An 18,642-nucleotide genomic window follows, 5' to 3' on the forward strand; every position below is an offset into this window, starting at 1 on the left:
TGCGCCAGGACGCCGAGACCGCGCTGCACCCCTCCTGCACCGCGGCGATGGGCACCGGCGAGATGACGGTGACCGACCCGCTGTCGATGAAGGTGCACGGCACCGAGGGCCTGCGGGTCTGCGACGCAAGCGTCTTCCCCTACGTCACCAACGGCAACATCTACGCCCCCGTGATGATGGTCGCCGAGAAGGCGGCCGACCTGATCCTCGGCAACACCCCGCTGCCGGCCGCCGACGTGCCGTACCACCGGCACCGCGACCACTCGCCCCTCTACCCGGCCGGCCACCCCCGCAACCTCGTCAAGGAGCACTGATGAGCCAGACCCTCGACCCGACGGTCGACCCGAGCACCGCCGCAGTCGGCGACGCCCGCGACGCGGGCGTGTCCGTGCGCAACCTGTGGAAGATCTTCGGTCCCCGCGCCGACAAGGTCCTCGGTACGCCGGACGCCGAGCTGTCCCGCAAGGAGCTGAAGGCCAAGACCGGCTGCGTGGTCGGCGTGAAGGACGTGTCCTTCGACGTCGCCCCCGGCGAGGTCTTCGTCGTGATGGGCCTGTCCGGGTCCGGCAAGTCCACGCTGGTGCGCTGCCTGACCAGGCTGATCGAGCCGACCAGCGGCACCGTGCTCATCGACGGACGCGATGTCACAGCGGCATCCGAATCCGAGCTGCGCGACCTGCGCCGCAACCACGCGTCGATGGTGTTCCAGCACTTCGGCCTCCTGCCGCACCGGCAGGTGATCGACAACGTCGCCTACGGTCTCGAGATCCGCGGTGTACCGAAGAGGGAACGACGGGCCAAGGCCGCCGAGGTCGTCGACCTCGTCGGCCTCACGGGCTACGAGAAGTCCTACCCCGACCAGCTCTCCGGCGGCATGCAGCAACGCGTCGGACTGGCCCGGGCGCTGGCGGGCGACCCGTCCCTGCTGCTCTTCGACGAGCCGTTCTCCGCCCTCGACCCGCTGATCCGGCGCGACATGCAGAACGAGGTGATCCGGCTCCACCACGAGCTCGGCAAGACGATGGTGTTTATCACCCACGACCTGCAGGAGGCCCTCAAGCTGGGTGACCGGATCCTGATCATGCGTGACGGCGAGGTCGTGCAGATCGGCACCCCGGACGAGGTCGTGGGCGCCCCCGCCGACGACTACGTCAAGGACTTCACCTCCGAGGTGCCCCGCTCGCACGTGCTCACCCTCAAGTGGGTGATGCGCGACCCGCGGCCCGGGGACTCCACCGAGGGCCCGGTCATGCCGTGCGACACCGTCGTGCGCAAGGCCGCCCAGGCGGCCCTGGCCTCCGAGCACCCGGTCCGCGTGGTCGACGACGCCGGCAACGTCATCGGCATCGTCGACGACGACGCGATCCTGCGGGTGGTCGTCGCCGAGGAGGAGTCGCACTGATGGCCGCGACGACCGCCCCACCGGCCCCCGCGCGGGCCGAGCCCGGGGCCGCCCCGCAGGAGGCCGAGGATCGCGGCACCTCCCGGCTGCTGCTCGTCCTCGGTGTGGTCGCGGTGTGGATCCTGGTCTGGGCCTTCACCAAGGGCCAGGACACCCTGACCCTCTCGGGCCGCGAGCGCACGCCGGTCATGGACGATCTCGGGGCCTTCCGTGACAGCGTGCTCGCCAGCCGCGACAGCAACCCGCTCATCCAGCTCACCTACGGCGTGGGCGAGGCGTTCGTCGCGGCCATCGACTGGCTGCAGCGGATGGTGTCGATCCCAGACTTCCCGCGCCCGGTGCCACAGATCGGCTGGCTGGGCGTCACGGCCGTCGCGACGTTCGTCGGCTATGCGATCGCCAACTGGCGGATCGCGCTCCTGGTGCTCGCCTCGTTCCTGTCCTTCGGTGCCTTCGGCTACTGGTCGGAGGCCATGGACCTGCTCCTGGTGACGTTCGTAGCCGTCGGCCTGTCGGTGGTGATCGGCATGCCGCTGGCCGTGCTGATCGCCTACCGGCGACGGGCGGAGACGGTCTTCACCAACCTGCTGGACCTGATGCAGACGATGCCCACGTTCGTCTACCTGCTCCCGATCGTGCTGTTCTTCGGCATCGGGGCGTCGACCGCGGTGGTCTGCACGCTGATCTATGCGTTGCCCCCGCTGATCCGGATCGCCGGCCACGGCATCAAGTCCGTCTCCGCCTCGACTCTCGAGGCCACCGATTCGGCCGGGCAGACCTTCTGGCAGCGGCTGACCAAGGTGCAGCTGCCGATGGCGCGCAAGACGATCGTGGTCGGTGTCAACCAGACCACGATGGCCGCCCTGTCGATGGCGACCATCGCCTCCTTCGTCGACGGCCCTGGCCTGGGGAAGCCGGTGCTGTCGGCGCTGGTGAAGAGCGACGTCGGTGGAGCCGTGGTTCCCGGTCTGCTCATCGTGCTGATGGCCGTGATGCTCGACCGTGCCACCACCGCCGCCTCCGAGCGGGGCGAGCTGGTGGCACGCGGCCACGGCCCGGACCCGAGGGTGCACCGGGTCGTCCTCGGTGCCGGCCTGGTGCTGGCGGCCGTGGCCGTCTACGTCTCGCGGCTCTACCCGTGGGCTGCGGAGTTCCCCGGGACGCCGCTGCGCGACACCGCGGCGAGCTGGTCGGACGCCACCGTCGCGTGGTTCACCGACACGTTCGGCGGCGTGGCCGGTGGGCTGGCCGACGCCGTCTCCTACGGGCTCCTCAATCCCATGCAGGCGCTGCTGGCGGAGTCGCCGTGGTGGCTGGCCGGGTCGGCGCTGGTGGCCATCTCCGCCGTCGCCGGTGGCGTCCGGGCGGCCGTGGCTGCGCTGGTCTGCCTCGGGGGCCTGCGGTTCCTGGGCCTGTGGCACGACTCGATGATCACGCTGACCATGACGCTGGTGGCGACGCTGATGGTGATGGTCCTGGCGCTGGTGCTCGGCGTCTGGATGGCCCGGCGGTCCTCGGTCGACCTGGTGCTGCGGCCGCTGCTCGACATGGGGCAGACCATTCCGCCGTTCGTCTACCTGATCCCCGTGCTCGCCCTGTTCGGACCCACCCGCTTCACCGCCATCGTGGCCGGCGTCATCTACGCCGCGCCGGCGGCGATCAAGCTCGTCGCCGACGGGGTGAAGGGCGTCTCGCAGGGCACCCTGGAGGCCTCGCGCTCCACCGGTGCCACGACCTGGCAGGAGATCACCAAGGTCCAGCTGCCGATGGCCAAGGGCTCACTCGTGCTGGCCGCCAACCAGGGCCTGCTCTATGTGCTCGCGATGGCCGTCATCGGCGGCATGGTCGGCGCCGGAGCGCTCGGCTACGACGTGGTGCTCGGCTTCTCCCGCTCCGAGGAGTGGGGCAAGGGCGCCGCCGCCGGACTCAGCATCGTGCTGCTCGGGATCATGCTCGACCGCGTCATGCGCGCGGCCGCGCACCATACCCACTAGGAAGGAAATACATGTTGAACCAACTCACCAAGGCCCGCTGGGCTGTGGTCGCGGCGTGCTCGGCGCTTGCTCTCACGGCGTGTGGGGGAGGCACCATCGAGCAGCAGACCGAGGAGAACGCCGCGGCGGCCGCGGAGGCCGGCGGGGAGTGCGGCGAGCTGAACATGGCCGTCAACCCGTGGGTCGGCTACGAGGCCAACGCCTATGTGGTGGGCACCGTCGCCGAGCGGGAGCTCGGCTGCACGGTCAACTACAAGGACCTCAAGGAGGACGTCTCCTGGCAGGGCTTCGGCACCGGCGAGGTCGACGTGGTGATCGAGGACTGGGGCCACCCCGACCTGGAGAAGAAGTTTTTCGAGGGCACCGGCGACGGCTCGGCCACCGACTTCGGGCCGACCGGCAACGTCGGCATCATCGGCTGGTACGTGCCGCCGTGGCTGGCCGCGGAGCACCCGGACATCCTCGACTACAAGAACCTGAACAAGTACGCCGAGGAGTTCGCGACGTCCGAGTCCGGAGGCCTGGGCCAGTTCCTGGGTGCCGACCCGTCGTACGTGCAGTTCGACGAGGCGATCGTCAGCAACCTCGGCCTGGACTTCAAGGTGGTCTTCTCCGGCTCGGAGGCCGCCTCGATCCAGGCATTCCAGAAGGCCGAGGAGAACAAGGAGTTCCTGATCGGCTACTTCTACGAGCCGCAGTGGCTCTTCGCGGAGCTGCCGCTCGAGAAGGTCTCGCTGCCGCCGTACGAGGCCGGCTGCCAGGACGACCCCGCCAAGGTCGCCTGCGACTATCCCGAGACCGAGCTGAAGAAGATCGTCTCCACCGAGTGGGCCGAGTCCGGCTCGCCCTCGGTCGACCTGGTCAAGAACTTCTCGTGGACCAACGAGGACCAGAACCTCGTGGCCAAGTACATCTCGCAGGAGGGCATGTCGCCGGCCGACGCCGCCGCCAGGTGGGTCGAGGAGAACCCCGACAAGGTAGAGGCCTGGCTGGGCTGACCTCGATGCGACTGCGCATCACGAACCGGCCCGGCTCCCTCACGCGAGGGGGCCGGGCCGGGTCCATTTCCCGCTCGGCACGCGGGCTCGCGCCCCTTCGGAACCCACGAGAAATTCATTGCTCCAAGGGGTTGACGAGATACAGGTCACAAAGGCATCGTTGCCTGTAGCGCAATACAGTGCAACATACGCAACAGGAGGCCTCAGCATGGTCGGACGTCGGACCGTCATCATCGGCGCCGGAGTCGTGGGAGCGGCGCTCGCCGACGAGCTCTCGGCGCTCGGCTGGACAGACATCACCGTCCTCGACCAGGGCGACCTCCCCGCCACGGGAGGCTCCAGCTCCCACGCGCCCGGCCTGGTCTTCCAGGCCAGCGGCTCCAAGGTGCTGACCGACCTGGCCCGCTACACGGTTGAGAAGCTCGTCTCCCTGCAGCACGAGGGCCAGTCCTGCTTCCTCCAGGTCGGCGGCCTCGAGGTGGCCACGACGCCCGAGCGCCTGGCCGAGCTGCACCGTCGCCACGGCTGGTTGACCTCGTGGGGTGTCGAGGCCGAGGTCGTCGACGCCGACCGCTGCGTCGAGCTGCACGACCTGGTCGACCGCGACCTGGTCCTCGGCGGTCTCTGGTGCCCGACCGACGGCCTCGCCAAGGCGCTCTGGGCGGTCGAGGCGCAGATCGAGCGCGCCAAGAGCCGCGGCGTACGGTTCCTGGCCCGCCACGAGGTCACGGACATGGTCGTCGAAGACGGCAAGGTCTCCGCAGTCGTCACCGACCACGGCGAGATCCCCGCCGACATCGTCGTCTCCTGCGCCGGCATCTGGGGCCCGAAGGTCGCCGCGCTCGTCGGCCTCGACCTGCCGCTCACCCCGCTCGCCCACCAGCTCGCCTGGACCGGCGACATCCCGCAGCTGAAGGGCCAGACGGAGGAGGCGGTCCGCCCGATCCTCCGCCACCAGGAGTCGGGCCTCTACTACCGCGACCGCTACGAGGGCCTGGGCATCGGCTACTACCACCACGAGCCGATGCCGATCGAGGCGACCGAAATCCGCTCGATGGAGGAGGCGGACCAGACCGGCAACATGCCGTCCGTCCTCGCCTTCACCCCCGAGGACTTCGAGCCGGCCTGGGAGGAGACCCAGCGCCTGCTGCCCGCGACCAGCGAGACCAAGGTCGAGGAAGGCATCAACGGCCTCTTCTCCTTCACCACCGACGGCATGCCGCTCCTCGGCGAGTCGCGCGAGGTCAAGGGCTTCTGGGTCGCCGAGGCCGTGTGGGTCACCCACTCCGCCGGTGTCGGCCGGGCTGTCGCCGAGTGGCTGGCCAACGGCTACTGCGAGAGCTTCGACATCCACGAGTGCGACGTGAACCGCTTTGAGGACTACCAGGTCGCCCCGGCGTACGTCCTCGAGCGCGACTGCCAGAACTTCCGCGAGGTCTATGACATCCTGCACCCGCTGCAGCCGATGGACTCGCCGCGCAACGTCCGCCTCTCGCCGTTCTTCAGCCGCGAGGAGGAGCTCGACGCCTTCTTCCTGCCGGCCAACGGCTGGGAGCGCCCGCACTGGTACGGCGCCAACGCCCACCTGCTCGAGCGCTACGACATCCCGACCCCCAACGACTGGGCCGCGAAGTACTGGGACCCGATCGTGGGCGCCGAGGCGAAGGCGACCCGCGAGGGCGTCGCGATGTACGACATGACCGCCCTCAAGCGGATCACCGTGACCGGCCCCGGCGCGACGGAGTTCCTCCAGAAGATCTGCACCGGTGACGTCGACAAGTCCGTCGGCGCGGTCGTCTACACCCTGCTCCTCGACGTCGACGGCGGCATCCGCAGCGACATCACCGTCGCTCGCCTGGGCAAGCACCACTACCAGGTCGGCGCCAACGGCGCGCTCGACATCGACTGGTTCGAGCGCCACCTCCCCGAGGACGGCACCGTCCAGATCACCGACATCACGCCGGGCACCTGCTGCATCGGCCTGTGGGGCCCGAAGGCCCGCGACGTGCTCGCCGGCATCACCGACGCCGACATGACCAACGACGGCCTGAAGTACTTCCGCGCCAAGTCCCTCACCATCGGCAACGTCCCGGTCACCGCATGGCGCCTGTCGTACGTCGGTGAGCTCGGCTGGGAGATCTACACGACCGCCGACCTGGGCCAGCGCCTCTGGGACACCCTCTGGGAGGCCGGCCAGGAGCACGGCATCATCGCTGCCGGCCGTGGCGCCTTCAACAGCCTCCGCCTGGAGAAGGGCTACCGCTCCTTCGGTGGCGACATGACCAACGAGCACGACCCGTACGAGGCCGGCCTCGGCTTCGCGGTGAAGCTCGACAAGGGCGACTTCATCGGTCGCGACGCGCTCATCGAGCGCAAGGAGAACCAGACCAAGACGCTGGCCTGCCTCACGATCGACAGCACCGATGACGTCGTCCTCGGCAAGGAGCCGGTCTTCGCCGACGGCAAGCCGGTCGGCTACGTCACCTCCGCGGCCTACGGCTACACGATCGAGAAGGGCATCGCCTACGCCTGGCTGCCCCTCGAGGTCGCCGAGATCGGCACCGAGCTCGAGATCGGCTACTTCGACAAGCGGGTCAAGGCCGTCGTGACGGCCGAGCCGCTCTTCGACCCGAAGATGACCCGCCTCCGCGGCTGATCACACACGTCCCCCTTCTTCTCTCTCACCACTTTTCATCCGGAGGTTCCCTGTGACTTTCAAGACCGGCCCTGCGGCCAACATCGCCGAGATCGCTGCCATGGTCGAGCGCCGCGAGGTGGGCTACAGCCTGGAGTCCGCCTTCTACGCGAGCCAGGAGGTCTACGACCTCGACATGAAGGCGATCTTCGGCGAGCACTGGCTCTTCGTCTCCACCGAGGCCGAGATCCCCGAGCCGGGTGACTACGTCACCGTCGAGATCGGCACCCAGTCGCTGATCATCGTGCGCGACGACGACGAGGAGGTCCGTGCGCTGCGCAACGTGTGCCGGCACCGCGGCTCGCGCCTGGTCGAGGACGCGTGCGGCTCGGTCGGCAACCTGGTCTGCCCCTACCACCAGTGGACCTACCGCACCGACGGCAGCCTGATCTTCGCCGAGAGCCAGTCGCCCAGCTTCGACAAGAACCAGTTCGGCCTCAAGCAGGTCCACGTGCGCACGGTCGGCGGCCTGATCTTCGTCTGCCTGGCCGACGAGCCGCCGGCGGACTTCGACGAGGTCGCCTCGGTGATCGAGCCCTACCTCGCGTCCTACCGCCTCAAGGAGGCGAAGGTCGCCCACCAGACCGACCTGGTCGAGGAGGGCAACTGGAAGCTCGTCATGGAGAACAACCGCGAGTGCCACCACTGCGACGCCTCGCACCCCGAGCTGATCACGTCGTACTTCCCGTTCCTTCGCTACTCGGAGGAGGACGTCACGCCGCGCATGCAGCCGATCTACGAGCGCTACCTCGCCGCCACCGAGAACCTCGACAACGTCTGCAAGCTCAACGGCGTCCCGCGCGAGCTCGTCCACGAGCTCGACACGCGCCCGACCGGCTTCATGATCATGCGCCTTCCGCTGGACGGCGACGGGGCCTCCTTCGGCATCGACGGATCCCAGGTCTGCAAGAAGCTCATCGGCGACGTCACCACTCCGCAGTTCGGTGACCTCTCCCTGCACATGCAGCCCAACTCGTGGTTCCACTTCCTCAGCGACCACGTGATCGTCTTCAGCGTCCTGCCGATCGCTCCGGACAAGTCCATGGTCCGCACGACCTGGCTGGTCCACCCGGACGCCGTCGAGGGCGAGGACTACACCATCGAGGGGCTGACCAGCGTCTGGAAGGCCACCAACGACCAGGACCGCGCGCTGGTCGAGAAGGCCCAGCGCGGCGTCACGGACCCGAGCTACGTGCCTGGTCCCTACGCGCTGGTCGAGGACGACGTCGAGTCGTTCATCAACTGGTACATCCGCCGCCTCCACGACTACCTCACGCCGCACCACGAGCACGCCGAGAAGCTCGGCCGCCTCAACGCGGTCGCGAGCCAATAGTCACCACCTGAGCTCAGGAGTAGAGAAATGTCGTCCACCCAGGCACCTCGGCGCCTCGTGCCGGCCCTGCAGTCGCCGGTCTGCTGGTCGGAGGAGGACCAGACCGTTCTGGTGTGCACCGCGGTCAGCGACGTCACCCACGACGTCAAGAACTTCGTGTTCGAGCCCGAGGGCGAGCAGGTCTTCGACTTCGAGGCCGGGCAGTTCCTGACCCTGATGCTCGACATCGACGGCTACCCGGTGAACCGCTGCTACACGATCTCGTCGCCTCCGACGCGCCCCCACCGCCTCGCCATCACGGTCAAGCGCGTCCTGGGTGGCACGGTGTCCAACTGGGTCCACGACAACATCGTGCCCGGCAGCAAGGTCAACGCGATGGCGCCGCTGGGTGCCTTCACGCTCGCCAAGCAGCCGGCGGAGAAGTACCTCTTCCTCTCCGCCGGCAGCGGGATCACCCCGCTCATGTCGATGCTGCGGACGATGTACGACCTGGGGTCGCACGCCGACGTGGTCTTCCTCCACAGCGCGCGCACGCCGAGCGACATCGTGTTCCGTCACGAGCTCGCGGCCATCGAGATGCTCATGCCCAACCTCCGCGTGGTGCACGTCTGCGAGAACGACTACCCCTCGGAGCGCTGGGGTGGCATGCGTGGGCGCCTCTCGCCCACCATGCTCCACACGATCGTCCCCGACCTGCACGAGCGGGTGACCTTCAACTGCGGTCCGGTGCCCTACATGGAAGCCGTACGCCGCATCCTCGGCGAGCTCGAGTACGACCTCGGCAACTACCACGAGGAGAGCTTCACCTTCGACGACCCGGCCCAGCCGGGCGCGACGCCGCCGCCGGAGGGAGTCGAGTACGACGAGATCGCCATCGCTCCGCCGCCCGCCGGCGACGACGGGGTGGCGACGTACTCCGTCGAGTTCACCAAGAGCGGGCGCACCGTCACGTGTCGCGCCGACCAGAACGTCCTGGACGCGGCGCTCGCCGCCGGCATTCGCCTCGCGTCGTCCTGCAGCCAGGGCATGTGCGGCACCTGCAAGCTCCCCAAGCTGTCCGGCGAGGTGGAGATGAACCACAACGGCGGCATCCGCCCTCGCGAGGTCGCCGCCGGAAAGATCCTCGCCTGCTGTTCCAAGCCCCTCAGCGACCTTTCGCTCGACGCCTGATCGCGCCAGCAGCGCACCCCCTCACCCGAACCAAGAATGGAGTCACCCCATGGCTGACAACCGAGTCGTCGTCTACGCGGGACCTGGCAAGGTCGCGATCGAGAACACCGAGTTCCCCAAGCTGGAGATCCCGCAAGAGGTCGCCCAGGGGCTCGGCATCAAGCAGGCCGCCCCGCACGCCGTGATCCTCAAGCTCGTCACGACCAACATCTGCGGCAGCGACCAGCACATGGTCCGTGGCCGCACGACGGCACCCGTGGGCCAGTCCCTGGGCCACGAGATCACCGGCGAGATCGTCGAGATCGGTGACGACGTCCTCTTCCACAAGGTCGGCGACATCTGCTCCGTGCCGTTCAACATCGCCTGCGGTCGCTGCCGGATGTGCAACGAGGGCAAGACCGGCATCTGCCTCAACGTGAACCCGGCGCGCGCCGGCGCGGCGTACGGCTACGTCGACATGGGCGGCTGGGTCGGCGGCCAGGCGGAGTACGTGATGATCCCGTTCGCCGACTTCAACCTGCTGAAGTTCCCGGACCGTGACGCGGCGCTGGAGAAGATCCTCGACCTCACGATGCTGTCGGACATCTTCCCGACCGGCTACCACGGCGCCTACACGGCCGGCGTCACCACCGGCTCCACGGTGTACGTCGCCGGTGCCGGCCCGGTGGGCCTCGCCGCGGCGTACTCGGCGCAGCTCCTGGGTGCGTCGACCGTCATCGTCGGCGACATGAACGCCGACCGTCTGGCCCAGGCCGCCAGCTTCGGCTGCGAGGTCGCGGACCTGTCGAAGGGTGACTCGCTGGTCGACATCGTCGCCGACGTCCTCGGCGAGCCCGAGGTCGACGCTGCCGTCGACGCCGTCGGCTTCGAGGCGCGCGGCCACGGCAAGGACGCCGCCGAGGCGCCGGCCACGGTGCTCAACGACATCATGAACGTGTCGCGTGCCGGTGCCTCGCTCGGCATCCCCGGCCTTTACGTGACCGGCGACCCGGGCGCGGTGGACGACGCCGCGAAGGTGGGCCAGATCGGCGTGCGGCTCGGCCTCGGCTGGGCCAAGTCCCACACCTTCGTCACCGGCCAGTGCCCGGTGAAGCAGTACAACCGCCAGCTGATGAACCTGATCCTGGCCGACAAGGCGCACATCGCGAAGGCCGTCAACGCCACCACGATCAGCCTCGACGACGCCGCGCAGGGTTACGCCGCGTTCGACAAGGGCGCCGCCCAGAAGTTCGTCATCGACCCGCACGGCATGGTCCGGGCCTGACCCATGGGAGATCTCATGACTTCGCACTCCGTCCTCGACCGCACCCTCGCCGACTTCGACCCCGAGGTCGCCGGGCAGATCGAGCGTGAGCTGGTCCGCCAGCAGAGCACGCTGGAGATGATCGCCTCGGAGAACTTCGCGCCACGGTCGGTGATGGAGGCCCAGGGCTCGGTCCTCACCAACAAGTACGCCGAGGGCTACCCCGGCCGCCGCTACTACGGCGGCTGCGAGAACGTCGACGTCGTCGAGCAGCTCGCGATCGACCGGATCAAGGCGCTCTTCGGTGCCGAGGCCGCCAACGTGCAGCCGCACTCGGGGGCGCAGGCCAACGCCGCGGCGATGTTCGCGCTGCTCGACCCGGGCGACACCATCCTCGGCCTGGACCTGGCCCACGGCGGTCACCTGACCCACGGCATGCGGATCAACTTCTCCGGCAAGCTCTACAACGTCGTGGCCTACCAGGTCTCGCCGGACGACTTCCGGATCGACATGGCCGAGGTCGAGCGCCTCGCCGTCGAGCACAAGCCGAAGCTGATCATCGCCGGCTGGTCGGCGTACCCGCGCCAGCTGGACTTCGCGGAGTTCCGCCGGATCGCCGACAAGGTCGGTGCCTACCTCATGGTCGACATGGCCCACTTCGCGGGCCTGGTCGCGACCGGCCTGCACCCGAGCCCGGTCCCGCACGCCGACGTCGTCACCACGACCACCCACAAGACCCTCGGTGGTCCCCGCGGCGGCGTCATCTTGTCCAAGGAGTCGCTGGCCAAGAAGATCAACTCGGCCGTCTTCCCCGGTCAGCAGGGGGGACCGCTGGAGCATGTGATCGCTGCGAAGGCGGTCGCGTTCAAGATGGCCGCCGAGCCGGCGTTCAAGGACCGTCAGCAGCGCACGCTCGAGGGTGCGCGGATCATCGCCGAGCGGCTCTCGCAGCCGGACGTCGCCGAGGCGGGCATCTCCGTGCTCTCCGGTGGCACCGACGTGCACCTGGTGCTGGTCGACCTGCGCCACTCCGAGCTCGACGGCCAGCAGGGCGAGGACCGCCTGCACGCCATCGGCATCACCGTGAACCGCAATGCGGTGCCGTTCGACCCGCGCCCGCCGATGGTCTCCTCCGGCCTCCGCATCGGTACGCCGGCACTCGCCACCCGCGGGTTCGACGCGGCCGCCTTCACCGAGGTCGCCGACATCATCGCCGAGGCGCTGGCCGGCTCCGGCGACGAGACCCGGCTCAAGGAGCTCCGCACCCGCGTCGAGGCCCTCGCGGCCACCTTCCCGCTCTACTCGCCCAGACTCGACAGCCAGGAGCAGTGATGGCCAACTCCATGCCCGGCGAGCACCCCGAGTGGCTCTGGCGGGATCCCGACCCCAAGTCGTCCTACGACGCGGTGGTCATCGGCGGCGGCGGCCATGGCCTGGCCACGGCGTACTACCTGGCCAAGAACCACGGCATGACCAACATCGCCATCCTCGAGAAGGGCTGGCTGGCCGGCGGCAACATGGCCCGCAACACCACGATCATCCGGTCGAACTACCTCTGGGACGAGAGCGCGGCGATCTACGAGCACGCCCTGAAGCTGTGGGAGCAGCTCCCCGAGGAGCTCGACTACGACTTCCTCTTCAGCCAGCGCGGCGTGCTCAACCTCGCCCACTCCCTGCAGGACGTCCGTGACTCCGTACGCCGCGTGGAGGCGAACCGCCTCAACGGCGTCGACGCCGAGTGGCTGACCGCGGAGGAGGTCGCGAAGGTCTGCCCGATCATCAACATCTCGCCCGACGTCCGCTACCCGGTCCTGGGTGCGACCTACCAGCCGCGCGCCGGCATCGCCAAGCACGACCACGTGGCGTGGGCGTTCGCCCGGGCCTGTGACGCGATGGGTGTCGACATCATCCAGAACTGCGAGGTCACCGGCTTCATCAAGGACGGCAACCGGGTCACCGGTGTCGAGACCACCCGCGGCCGGATCCTCTCCGACACCGTCGGCATGGTCGCGGCCGGCCACTCCAGCGTGCTCGCCGAGAAGGCCGGCTTCCGGCTCCCGGTCCAGTCGCACCCGCTGCAGGCGCTGGTCTCCGAGCTCTACGAGCCGGTCCACCCGACCGTCGTGATGTCCAACTACGTCCACGTCTACGTCTCGCAGGCGCACAAGGGCGAGCTGGTCATGGGCGCCGGTGTCGACCAGTACAACGGCTACGGCCAGCGCGGCTCGTTCCACGTGATCGAGCACCAGATGGCCGCGGCGCTGGAGCTCTTCCCGATCTTCGGGCGGGCCCACCTGCTGCGCACCTGGGGCGGCATCGTCGACGTCTGCCCGGACGCCTCGCCGATCATCGGCGCGACTCCGGTCGACGGCCTCTACGTCAACGCCGGCTGGGGCACGGGTGGCTTCAAGGCCACCCCGGCCGCCGGCTGGGTGATGGCCCACACCATGGCCACCGGTGAGTCGCACGAGCTCAACCAGCCGTTCGGCCTGGAGCGCTTCACCACCGGTCACCTCATCGACGAGCACGGCGCCGCCGGCGTCGCCCACTGATCCCGACAGCCCACACAGACAACAGAAGGAGCACCTGAGATGTTGCAGATCAAGTGCCCGTGGTGCGGACTGCGGGACGAGACCGAGTACAAGTACGGCGGCCAGGCGCACGTCGCCTACCCCGAGGACCCCGCAGCGCTGAGTGACGAGGAGTGGGCCCAGTACCTCTTCTTCCGCGACAACCCCAAGGGTCCGTTCGCGGAGCGCTGGGTTCACTCCGGCGGCTGCCGCAAGTGGTTCAACGCCGTGCGTGACACCCGGACCTACGAGGTCCTCGCCGTCTACACCAACAACGACCCCCGTCCGGAAATCAGCCCTGAGATCACCGCAACGGGCGTCGCAGCAGGAGGCCAGTGATGGGCACCCAGACCAACCGCCTGCCCAGCGGTGGACGCATCGACCGCAGCACCGTGCTGACCTTCACGGTCGACGGCGTCGAGCACACGGGCCACCCCGGGGACACCATCGCGTCGGCGCTGATCGCCAACGGCCGGGTCCGAATCGGCGACTCGATCTACCGGGGCCGCCCGCGCGGCATCCTCGCCGCCGGTGGTGAGGAGCCCAACGCTCTCGTCCAGATCCTCGGCGAGCACTCCGAGCCGTCGGTCACCGCGACCATCCGCTCGCTGACCGACGGTCTGAAGGCGAAGACGCTCTCCGGTCTCGGCGTCCTCGACCCGGAGCCTGACACCGCGGCGTACGACAAGAAGTTCGTGCACACCGACGTCCTGGTCATCGGCGCCGGCCCCTCGGGTCTGGCCGCCGCGCTGTCGGCCGCGCGCTCCGGTGCCCGGGTGATCCTGATGGACGAGCAGGCCGAGCTCGGTGGTTCGCTGCTGGCGAGCCGCACCGAGCTGGTCGACGGCAAGCCGGCGATCGACTGGGTCGCCGAGGCGGCAGCGACGCTCGCCGCGGCCGACGAGGTCACCGTGCTCACGCGCACCGCCGCCTTCGGCTCGTACGACGACAACTACGTGCTCGCCGTCGAGGACCGGGCCGGCGGTTCGTCGGCCCCGCAGCCCGACGGCGTCTCGCGCCAGCGGGTCTGGCACATCCGCGCCGCCCAGGTGATCCTGGCCAACGGCGCCTACGAGCGCCCGCTGGTCTTCGCCGGCAACGACGTCCCCGGCGTCATGCTGGCCGGCGCCGTGCGCACCTACCTCAACCGCTACGCGGTGACCCCGGGTCGCCGGTTCGTGGTGGCCACCACCAACGACAGCGCGTACGACGTGGTCGAGGACATCGTCGCCGCCGGCCTCGAGGTCGCGGCCGTCCTGGATGCCCGCAGCAGCCTGTCGGCGCGCGCCACCGAGGTGGCGGCCTCGGGCGTGCGCGTGCTCCGCGGGACGACCGTCGAGCGTGCCGAGGGCGACCCCGACACCGCATTCCTGACGCGGGTCCACGCCGCGACGATCGCCGACGACGACACCATCACGCCGCTCGAGACCATTGACGCCGACGTGCTCGCGGTCTCCGCGGGCTGGAGCCCGTTGGTGCACCTGCACACCCAGCGCCAGGGCACGACCCGGTGGGACGCCGCACTCGCGGCCTTCGTGCCGGACAGCAAGGTCAAGGACCAGTGGGTCGTCGGCTCGAACCGCGGCACCGCGGTGCTCGACGAGGCCCTCCGCGAGGGCGCACTCGCCGGCAGCGGCGCGGCCACGGCCGCCGGGTTCGCCGTCGAGCCGCTCTCGGTCGGTGGCACGAGCCGCCAGTCGACCGCCGGCGAGACGCGCCAGCTGTGGCTGGTGCCCGCCGCCGAGGGTGAGCCGGGCGAGTGGGACGAGCACTTCGTCGACCTGCAGCGTGACCAGACCGTTGCCGACGTCTGGCGGGCAACGGGTGCCGGCATGCGCAGCGTCGAGCACGTGAAGCGCTACACCTCGATCGGCACCGGTCAGGACCAGGGCAAGACCTCCGGAGTCAACGCGGGTGGCGTCATCGCCGCGGCGCTGGGCCTCGAGGTCGGCGAGGTGGGCTTCAGCAACCACCGCGCGCCGTACACCCCGGTGCTGTTCGCGGCCCTCGCCGGCCGCGAGCGTGGCGAGCTCTTCGACCCCAAGCGGATCACGCCGATCCACGGCTGGCACGTCGAGGCGGGCGCCGAGTTCGAGGTCGTTGGCCAGTGGCTGCGTCCGTGGTACTTCCCGCAGGACGGTGAGGACATCGACGCCGCGGTGGCCCGTGAGTGCGGTGCCGTCCGCGCCGGCGTCGGCATGATGGACGCCTCGACGCTCGGCAAGATCGAGATCCAGGGCCCCGACGCGGGTGAGTTCCTCAACCGGATCTACACCAACGCCTACAAGAAGCTGGCCGTCGGCTCGGCTCGCTACGGCGTCATGTGCAAGCCCGACGGGATGATGTTCGACGACGGCGTCACGCTGCGCCTGTCCGACGACCGCTACTACATGCACACCACCACCGGTGGCGCCGCCGGAGTCCTCGACTGGCTGGAGGAGTGGCTGCAGACCGAGTGGCCCGAGCTGGAGGTCCACTGCACCTCGGTCACCGAGCAATGGTCGACGGTCGCCGTGGTCGGCCCGAAGTCGCGTGAGGTGATCGCGCGGGTCGCGCCCGACCTGGACGTGTCCAACGACGCGTTCGGCTTCATGACCTTCCAGGAGACGGTGCTCGCCTCGGGCATCCCCGCCCGGGTCTGCCGGATCTCGTTCTCCGGCGAGCTGGCCTTCGAGATCAACGTCTCGGGCTGGTACGGCCGTCAGGTCTGGGAGGACGTCTTCGCCGCCGGTGCGGAGTTCGGCATCACGCCGTACGGCACCGAGACGATGCACGTGCTGCGCGCCGAGAAGGGCTACCCGATCGTCGGGCAGGACACCGACGGCACCGTCACCCCGCAGGACGCAGGCATGGAGTGGATCGTCTCGAAGACCAAGGACTTCGTGGGCAAGCGGTCCTACACCCGTGCCGACAACGTCCGCTCCGACCGCAAGCACATGGTCGGCCTGCTGCCCGTCGACCGCACGACCCGCCTGCCCGAGGGCAGCCAGGTCATCGAGGCCGGCCCGGAGCTCTCCGAGCGTCCGAAGCCGGTGCCGATGCTGGGCCACGTGACCTCGAGCTACCACTCGGTGGCGCTGGAGCGGCCGTTCGCACTCGCCCTGATCAAGGGTGGTCGCGACCGCATCGGCGACGTGCTGCTGGCGCCCGTCGGCGACCGCCTGGTCGAGGTCGAAGTGACCTCGCCCGTTCTCTACGACCCGGAAGGGGCAAAGCGCGATGGCTGACCTGACCACACTGCAAGGACTCCGCCGCAGCCCGCTGCAGGACATGGCTGCCGAGCTCCGCAACGGCTCGGTGCAGGGGGACCGCGCGGTCCTGCTGCGCGAGTGGCCGTTCCTCACGATGGTGAACATCCGGGTCGAGCCGGGCTCGGAGACCGCCGGCCGGATCGAGGGCGTCCTCGGCGCGAGCCTCCCGCAGCAGTGCGGCGACGTGACCGGCGACGGCGCCCACTCCGTGCTCTGGCTCGGTCCCGACGAGTGGCTCGTCATCTCGCAGGCGGCACCCGAGTCCCTGGTCGGTTCGCTGCAGTCTGCGGCTGAGGGCGGCCGCGCTCAGATCGTCGACGTGTCGGCCAACCGCACCGTCGTCGAGGTCACCGGCCCCGGTGCCCGGGAGGTCCTGGAGAAGGGCTGCCCGACCGACCTGCACCCGCGGGCCTTCGCCGACAACACCGCGATCAGCACCTCGCTGGCCCGGGTCCCGGTGCTGCTGTGGAAGGTCGACGCGAACACCTTCCGGGTGATGCCCCGGGCCTCGCTCGCGTCGTACGTCGGGGTGTGGCTGCTGGACGCCGTTGCGGAGTTCGGCCCCCGAGCATCCGCCGTTGAGGGAGTCTGATGGCCCTCTCTGCCTTCGACCTCTACTCGGTCGGCATCGGGCCGTCGTCGTCGCATACGGTCGGCCCGATGCGCGCGGCGAAGCTGTTCGTCGAGGGCCTGGAGAAGTCGGGCCGGCTCGGCGACGTACGCCGCGTCCGCGCGGAGCTCTTCGGCTCGCTGGGTGCCACCGGCCACGGCCACGGCTCGCCCAAGGCGGTCGTGCTGGGGCTCGAGGGTGAGGACCCGGCGACCACCGACACGGACCGCGCCGACGGCCGCATCGACGAGATCCGGAGCTCCGGCGAGCTCGTGCTCAACGGGACGACACCGGTGCGCTTCGACGTCGACACCGACCTGGTGATGCACCGGCGCAAGAGCCTGCCGGCGCACCCCAACGGCATGACCTTCGCGGCGTACGACGGGGACGGCACGGAGATCCAGTTCCGCACGTACTACTCCGTCGGCGGCGGCTTCGTCGTCGACGAGGTCGCGACCGGAGCCGACCGCGTCGTACTCGATGACACGCCGGTGAAGTTCCCGTTCACCACCGGCGGAGAGCTGCTCGAGATCTGTGCACGCGAGCAGATGTCGATCAGCGACGTGATGCTCGCCAACGAGCAGTCCTGGCGCACCGAGCAGGAGATCCGCGAGGGGATGCTGCACCTGTGGTCGGTGATGGCCGAGTGCATCGAGCGCGGCTTCCACCGCGAGGGCGTGCTGCCCGGCGGCCTGAAGGTGCCCCGCCGCGCCCCCGGCCTCTTCCGGGAGCTCTCGAAGGAGGGCGGAACGGTCGACCCGCTCCACGTCGTGGACTGGGTGAACCTCTACGCGCTCGCGGTCAACGAAGAGAACGCCTCCGGTGGCCGCATCGTCACCGCCCCCACCAACGGTGCCGCAGGCATCATCCCCGCCGTCCTGCACTACTACGTGCGGTTCGTCCCCGGAGCCGACGACGACGGCATCGTCCGGTTCCTGCTCACCGCCGCCGCCATCGGGATCCTGTTCAAGACCAACGCCTCCATCTCCGGCGCCGAGGTCGGCTGCCAGGGCGAGGTCGGCTCCGCCTGCTCGATGGCCTCCGGTGGCCTTGCCGAGGTCATGGGCGGCACCCCGGCACAGGTCGAGAACGCCGCCGAGATCGGCATCGAGCACAACCTGGGCCTGACCTGCGACCCCGTCGGCGGACTCGTCCAGATCCCATGCATCGAACGCAACGCCATCGCGTCGATGAAGGCCATCAACGCCGCACGCCTGGCCATCAACGGCGACGGCAGCCACAAGGTCAGCCTCGACAAGGCGATCAAGACCATGCGCGAGACCGGCGCGGACATGAAGACCAAGTACAAGGAGACCGCCCGCGGCGGCCTGGCCGTCAACGTCATCGAGTGCTGATGGAGCCGGGAGAGCAACCTG

Annotated in this window: 14 protein-coding genes; all 14 read left to right on the top strand. The window is 69.4% G+C overall.

What is annotated here, in order from left to right; translation table 11 throughout:
• The coding region (locus DDE18_RS20215; RefSeq protein WP_245916899.1) for a GMC oxidoreductase at window positions 1–314 on the top strand (314 nt) is incomplete at its 5' end.
• On the top strand, window positions 314–1,402 hold the full coding sequence (locus DDE18_RS20220; protein ID WP_116574084.1) for a quaternary amine ABC transporter ATP-binding protein: 1,089 nt from the start codon (window positions 314–316) through the stop codon (window positions 1,400–1,402). The genes DDE18_RS20215 and DDE18_RS20220, both read left to right, overlap by 1 nt.
• Window positions 1,402–3,396, top strand: coding sequence for an ABC transporter permease (locus DDE18_RS20225; protein WP_116574085.1), 1,995 nt, complete (start codon window positions 1,402–1,404; stop codon window positions 3,394–3,396). The genes DDE18_RS20220 and DDE18_RS20225 overlap by 1 nt, the downstream gene beginning before the upstream one ends.
• Before the next feature lie 11 nt (window positions 3,397–3,407).
• Entirely contained in the window at window positions 3,408–4,394 is a 987-nt protein-coding gene (locus tag DDE18_RS20230; protein WP_116574086.1) for an ABC transporter substrate-binding protein, read from the top strand.
• Window positions 4,395–4,602: 208 nt separating this feature from the next.
• Window positions 4,603–7,050, top strand: a complete 2,448-nt coding sequence (locus DDE18_RS20235; protein ID WP_116574087.1) for a GcvT family protein — start codon at window positions 4,603–4,605, stop codon at window positions 7,048–7,050.
• Window positions 7,051–7,102: 52 nt separating this feature from the next.
• Window positions 7,103–8,422: an aromatic ring-hydroxylating oxygenase subunit alpha gene (locus DDE18_RS20240; RefSeq protein ID WP_245916900.1), complete on the top strand. Its 1,320-nt coding sequence runs from the start codon at window positions 7,103–7,105 to the stop codon at window positions 8,420–8,422.
• Between the two features lie 27 nt (window positions 8,423–8,449).
• Window positions 8,450–9,592, top strand: coding sequence for an FAD-binding oxidoreductase (locus tag DDE18_RS20245; protein ID WP_116574088.1), 1,143 nt, complete (start codon window positions 8,450–8,452; stop codon window positions 9,590–9,592).
• Window positions 9,593–9,641: 49 nt separating this feature from the next.
• Entirely contained in the window at window positions 9,642–10,856 is a 1,215-nt protein-coding gene (fdhA, locus tag DDE18_RS20250; RefSeq protein ID WP_116574089.1) for a formaldehyde dehydrogenase, glutathione-independent, read from the top strand.
• Between the two features lie 15 nt (window positions 10,857–10,871).
• Window positions 10,872–12,167, top strand: a complete 1,296-nt coding sequence (gene glyA, locus DDE18_RS20255) for a serine hydroxymethyltransferase (RefSeq protein ID WP_116574090.1) — start codon at window positions 10,872–10,874, stop codon at window positions 12,165–12,167.
• A complete protein-coding gene (locus DDE18_RS20260) occupies window positions 12,167–13,387 on the top strand; it encodes a sarcosine oxidase subunit beta family protein (RefSeq protein ID WP_116574091.1) in 1,221 nt (406 codons plus the stop codon). The genes glyA and DDE18_RS20260 overlap by 1 nt, the downstream gene beginning before the upstream one ends.
• 39 nt (window positions 13,388–13,426) lie before the next feature.
• Window positions 13,427–13,744 carry a sarcosine oxidase subunit delta gene (locus DDE18_RS20265; RefSeq protein WP_116574092.1) on the top strand — a complete coding sequence of 106 codons (318 nt, stop codon included), beginning with the start codon at window positions 13,427–13,429 and terminating at the stop codon, window positions 13,742–13,744.
• Window positions 13,744–16,632, top strand: coding sequence for a 2Fe-2S iron-sulfur cluster-binding protein (locus tag DDE18_RS20270; RefSeq protein ID WP_116574093.1), 2,889 nt, complete (start codon window positions 13,744–13,746; stop codon window positions 16,630–16,632). The genes DDE18_RS20265 and DDE18_RS20270 overlap by 1 nt, the downstream gene beginning before the upstream one ends.
• Window positions 16,625–17,248 carry a sarcosine oxidase subunit gamma gene (locus DDE18_RS20275; RefSeq protein WP_116574094.1) on the top strand — a complete coding sequence of 208 codons (624 nt, stop codon included), beginning with the start codon at window positions 16,625–16,627 and terminating at the stop codon, window positions 17,246–17,248. Before DDE18_RS20270 ends, DDE18_RS20275 begins: the two co-directional genes overlap by 8 nt.
• Window positions 17,248–18,621: an L-serine ammonia-lyase gene (locus DDE18_RS20280; RefSeq protein ID WP_116574095.1), complete on the top strand. Its 1,374-nt coding sequence runs from the start codon at window positions 17,248–17,250 to the stop codon at window positions 18,619–18,621. The genes DDE18_RS20275 and DDE18_RS20280 overlap by 1 nt, the downstream gene beginning before the upstream one ends.
• The last annotated feature ends 21 nt before the right edge of the window (window positions 18,622–18,642 follow it).

The organism is Nocardioides gansuensis, from assembly GCF_003076135.1.
Lineage (GTDB): Bacteria > Actinomycetota > Actinomycetes > Propionibacteriales > Nocardioidaceae > Nocardioides > Nocardioides gansuensis.

Bases quoted from the DNA above. Each gene is read 5' to 3' on its own strand.
- DDE18_RS20220 (WP_116574084.1), top strand. From the start codon at position 314: ATGAGCCAGACCCTCGACCCGACGGTCGACCCGAGCACCGCCGCAGTC.
- DDE18_RS20225 (WP_116574085.1), top strand. From the start codon at position 1,402: ATGGCCGCGACGACCGCCCCACCGGCCCCCGCGCGGGCCGAGCCCGGG.
- DDE18_RS20230 (WP_116574086.1), top strand. From the start codon at position 3,408: ATGTTGAACCAACTCACCAAGGCCCGCTGGGCTGTGGTCGCGGCGTGC.
- DDE18_RS20235 (WP_116574087.1), top strand. From the start codon at position 4,603: ATGGTCGGACGTCGGACCGTCATCATCGGCGCCGGAGTCGTGGGAGCG.
- DDE18_RS20245 (WP_116574088.1), top strand. From the start codon at position 8,450: ATGTCGTCCACCCAGGCACCTCGGCGCCTCGTGCCGGCCCTGCAGTCG.
- fdhA (WP_116574089.1), top strand. From the start codon at position 9,642: ATGGCTGACAACCGAGTCGTCGTCTACGCGGGACCTGGCAAGGTCGCG.
- glyA (WP_116574090.1), top strand. From the start codon at position 10,872: ATGACTTCGCACTCCGTCCTCGACCGCACCCTCGCCGACTTCGACCCC.
- DDE18_RS20260 (WP_116574091.1), top strand. From the start codon at position 12,167: ATGGCCAACTCCATGCCCGGCGAGCACCCCGAGTGGCTCTGGCGGGAT.
- DDE18_RS20265 (WP_116574092.1), top strand. From the start codon at position 13,427: ATGTTGCAGATCAAGTGCCCGTGGTGCGGACTGCGGGACGAGACCGAG.
- DDE18_RS20270 (WP_116574093.1), top strand. From the start codon at position 13,744: ATGGGCACCCAGACCAACCGCCTGCCCAGCGGTGGACGCATCGACCGC.
- DDE18_RS20275 (WP_116574094.1), top strand. From the start codon at position 16,625: ATGGCTGACCTGACCACACTGCAAGGACTCCGCCGCAGCCCGCTGCAG.
- DDE18_RS20280 (WP_116574095.1), top strand. From the start codon at position 17,248: ATGGCCCTCTCTGCCTTCGACCTCTACTCGGTCGGCATCGGGCCGTCG.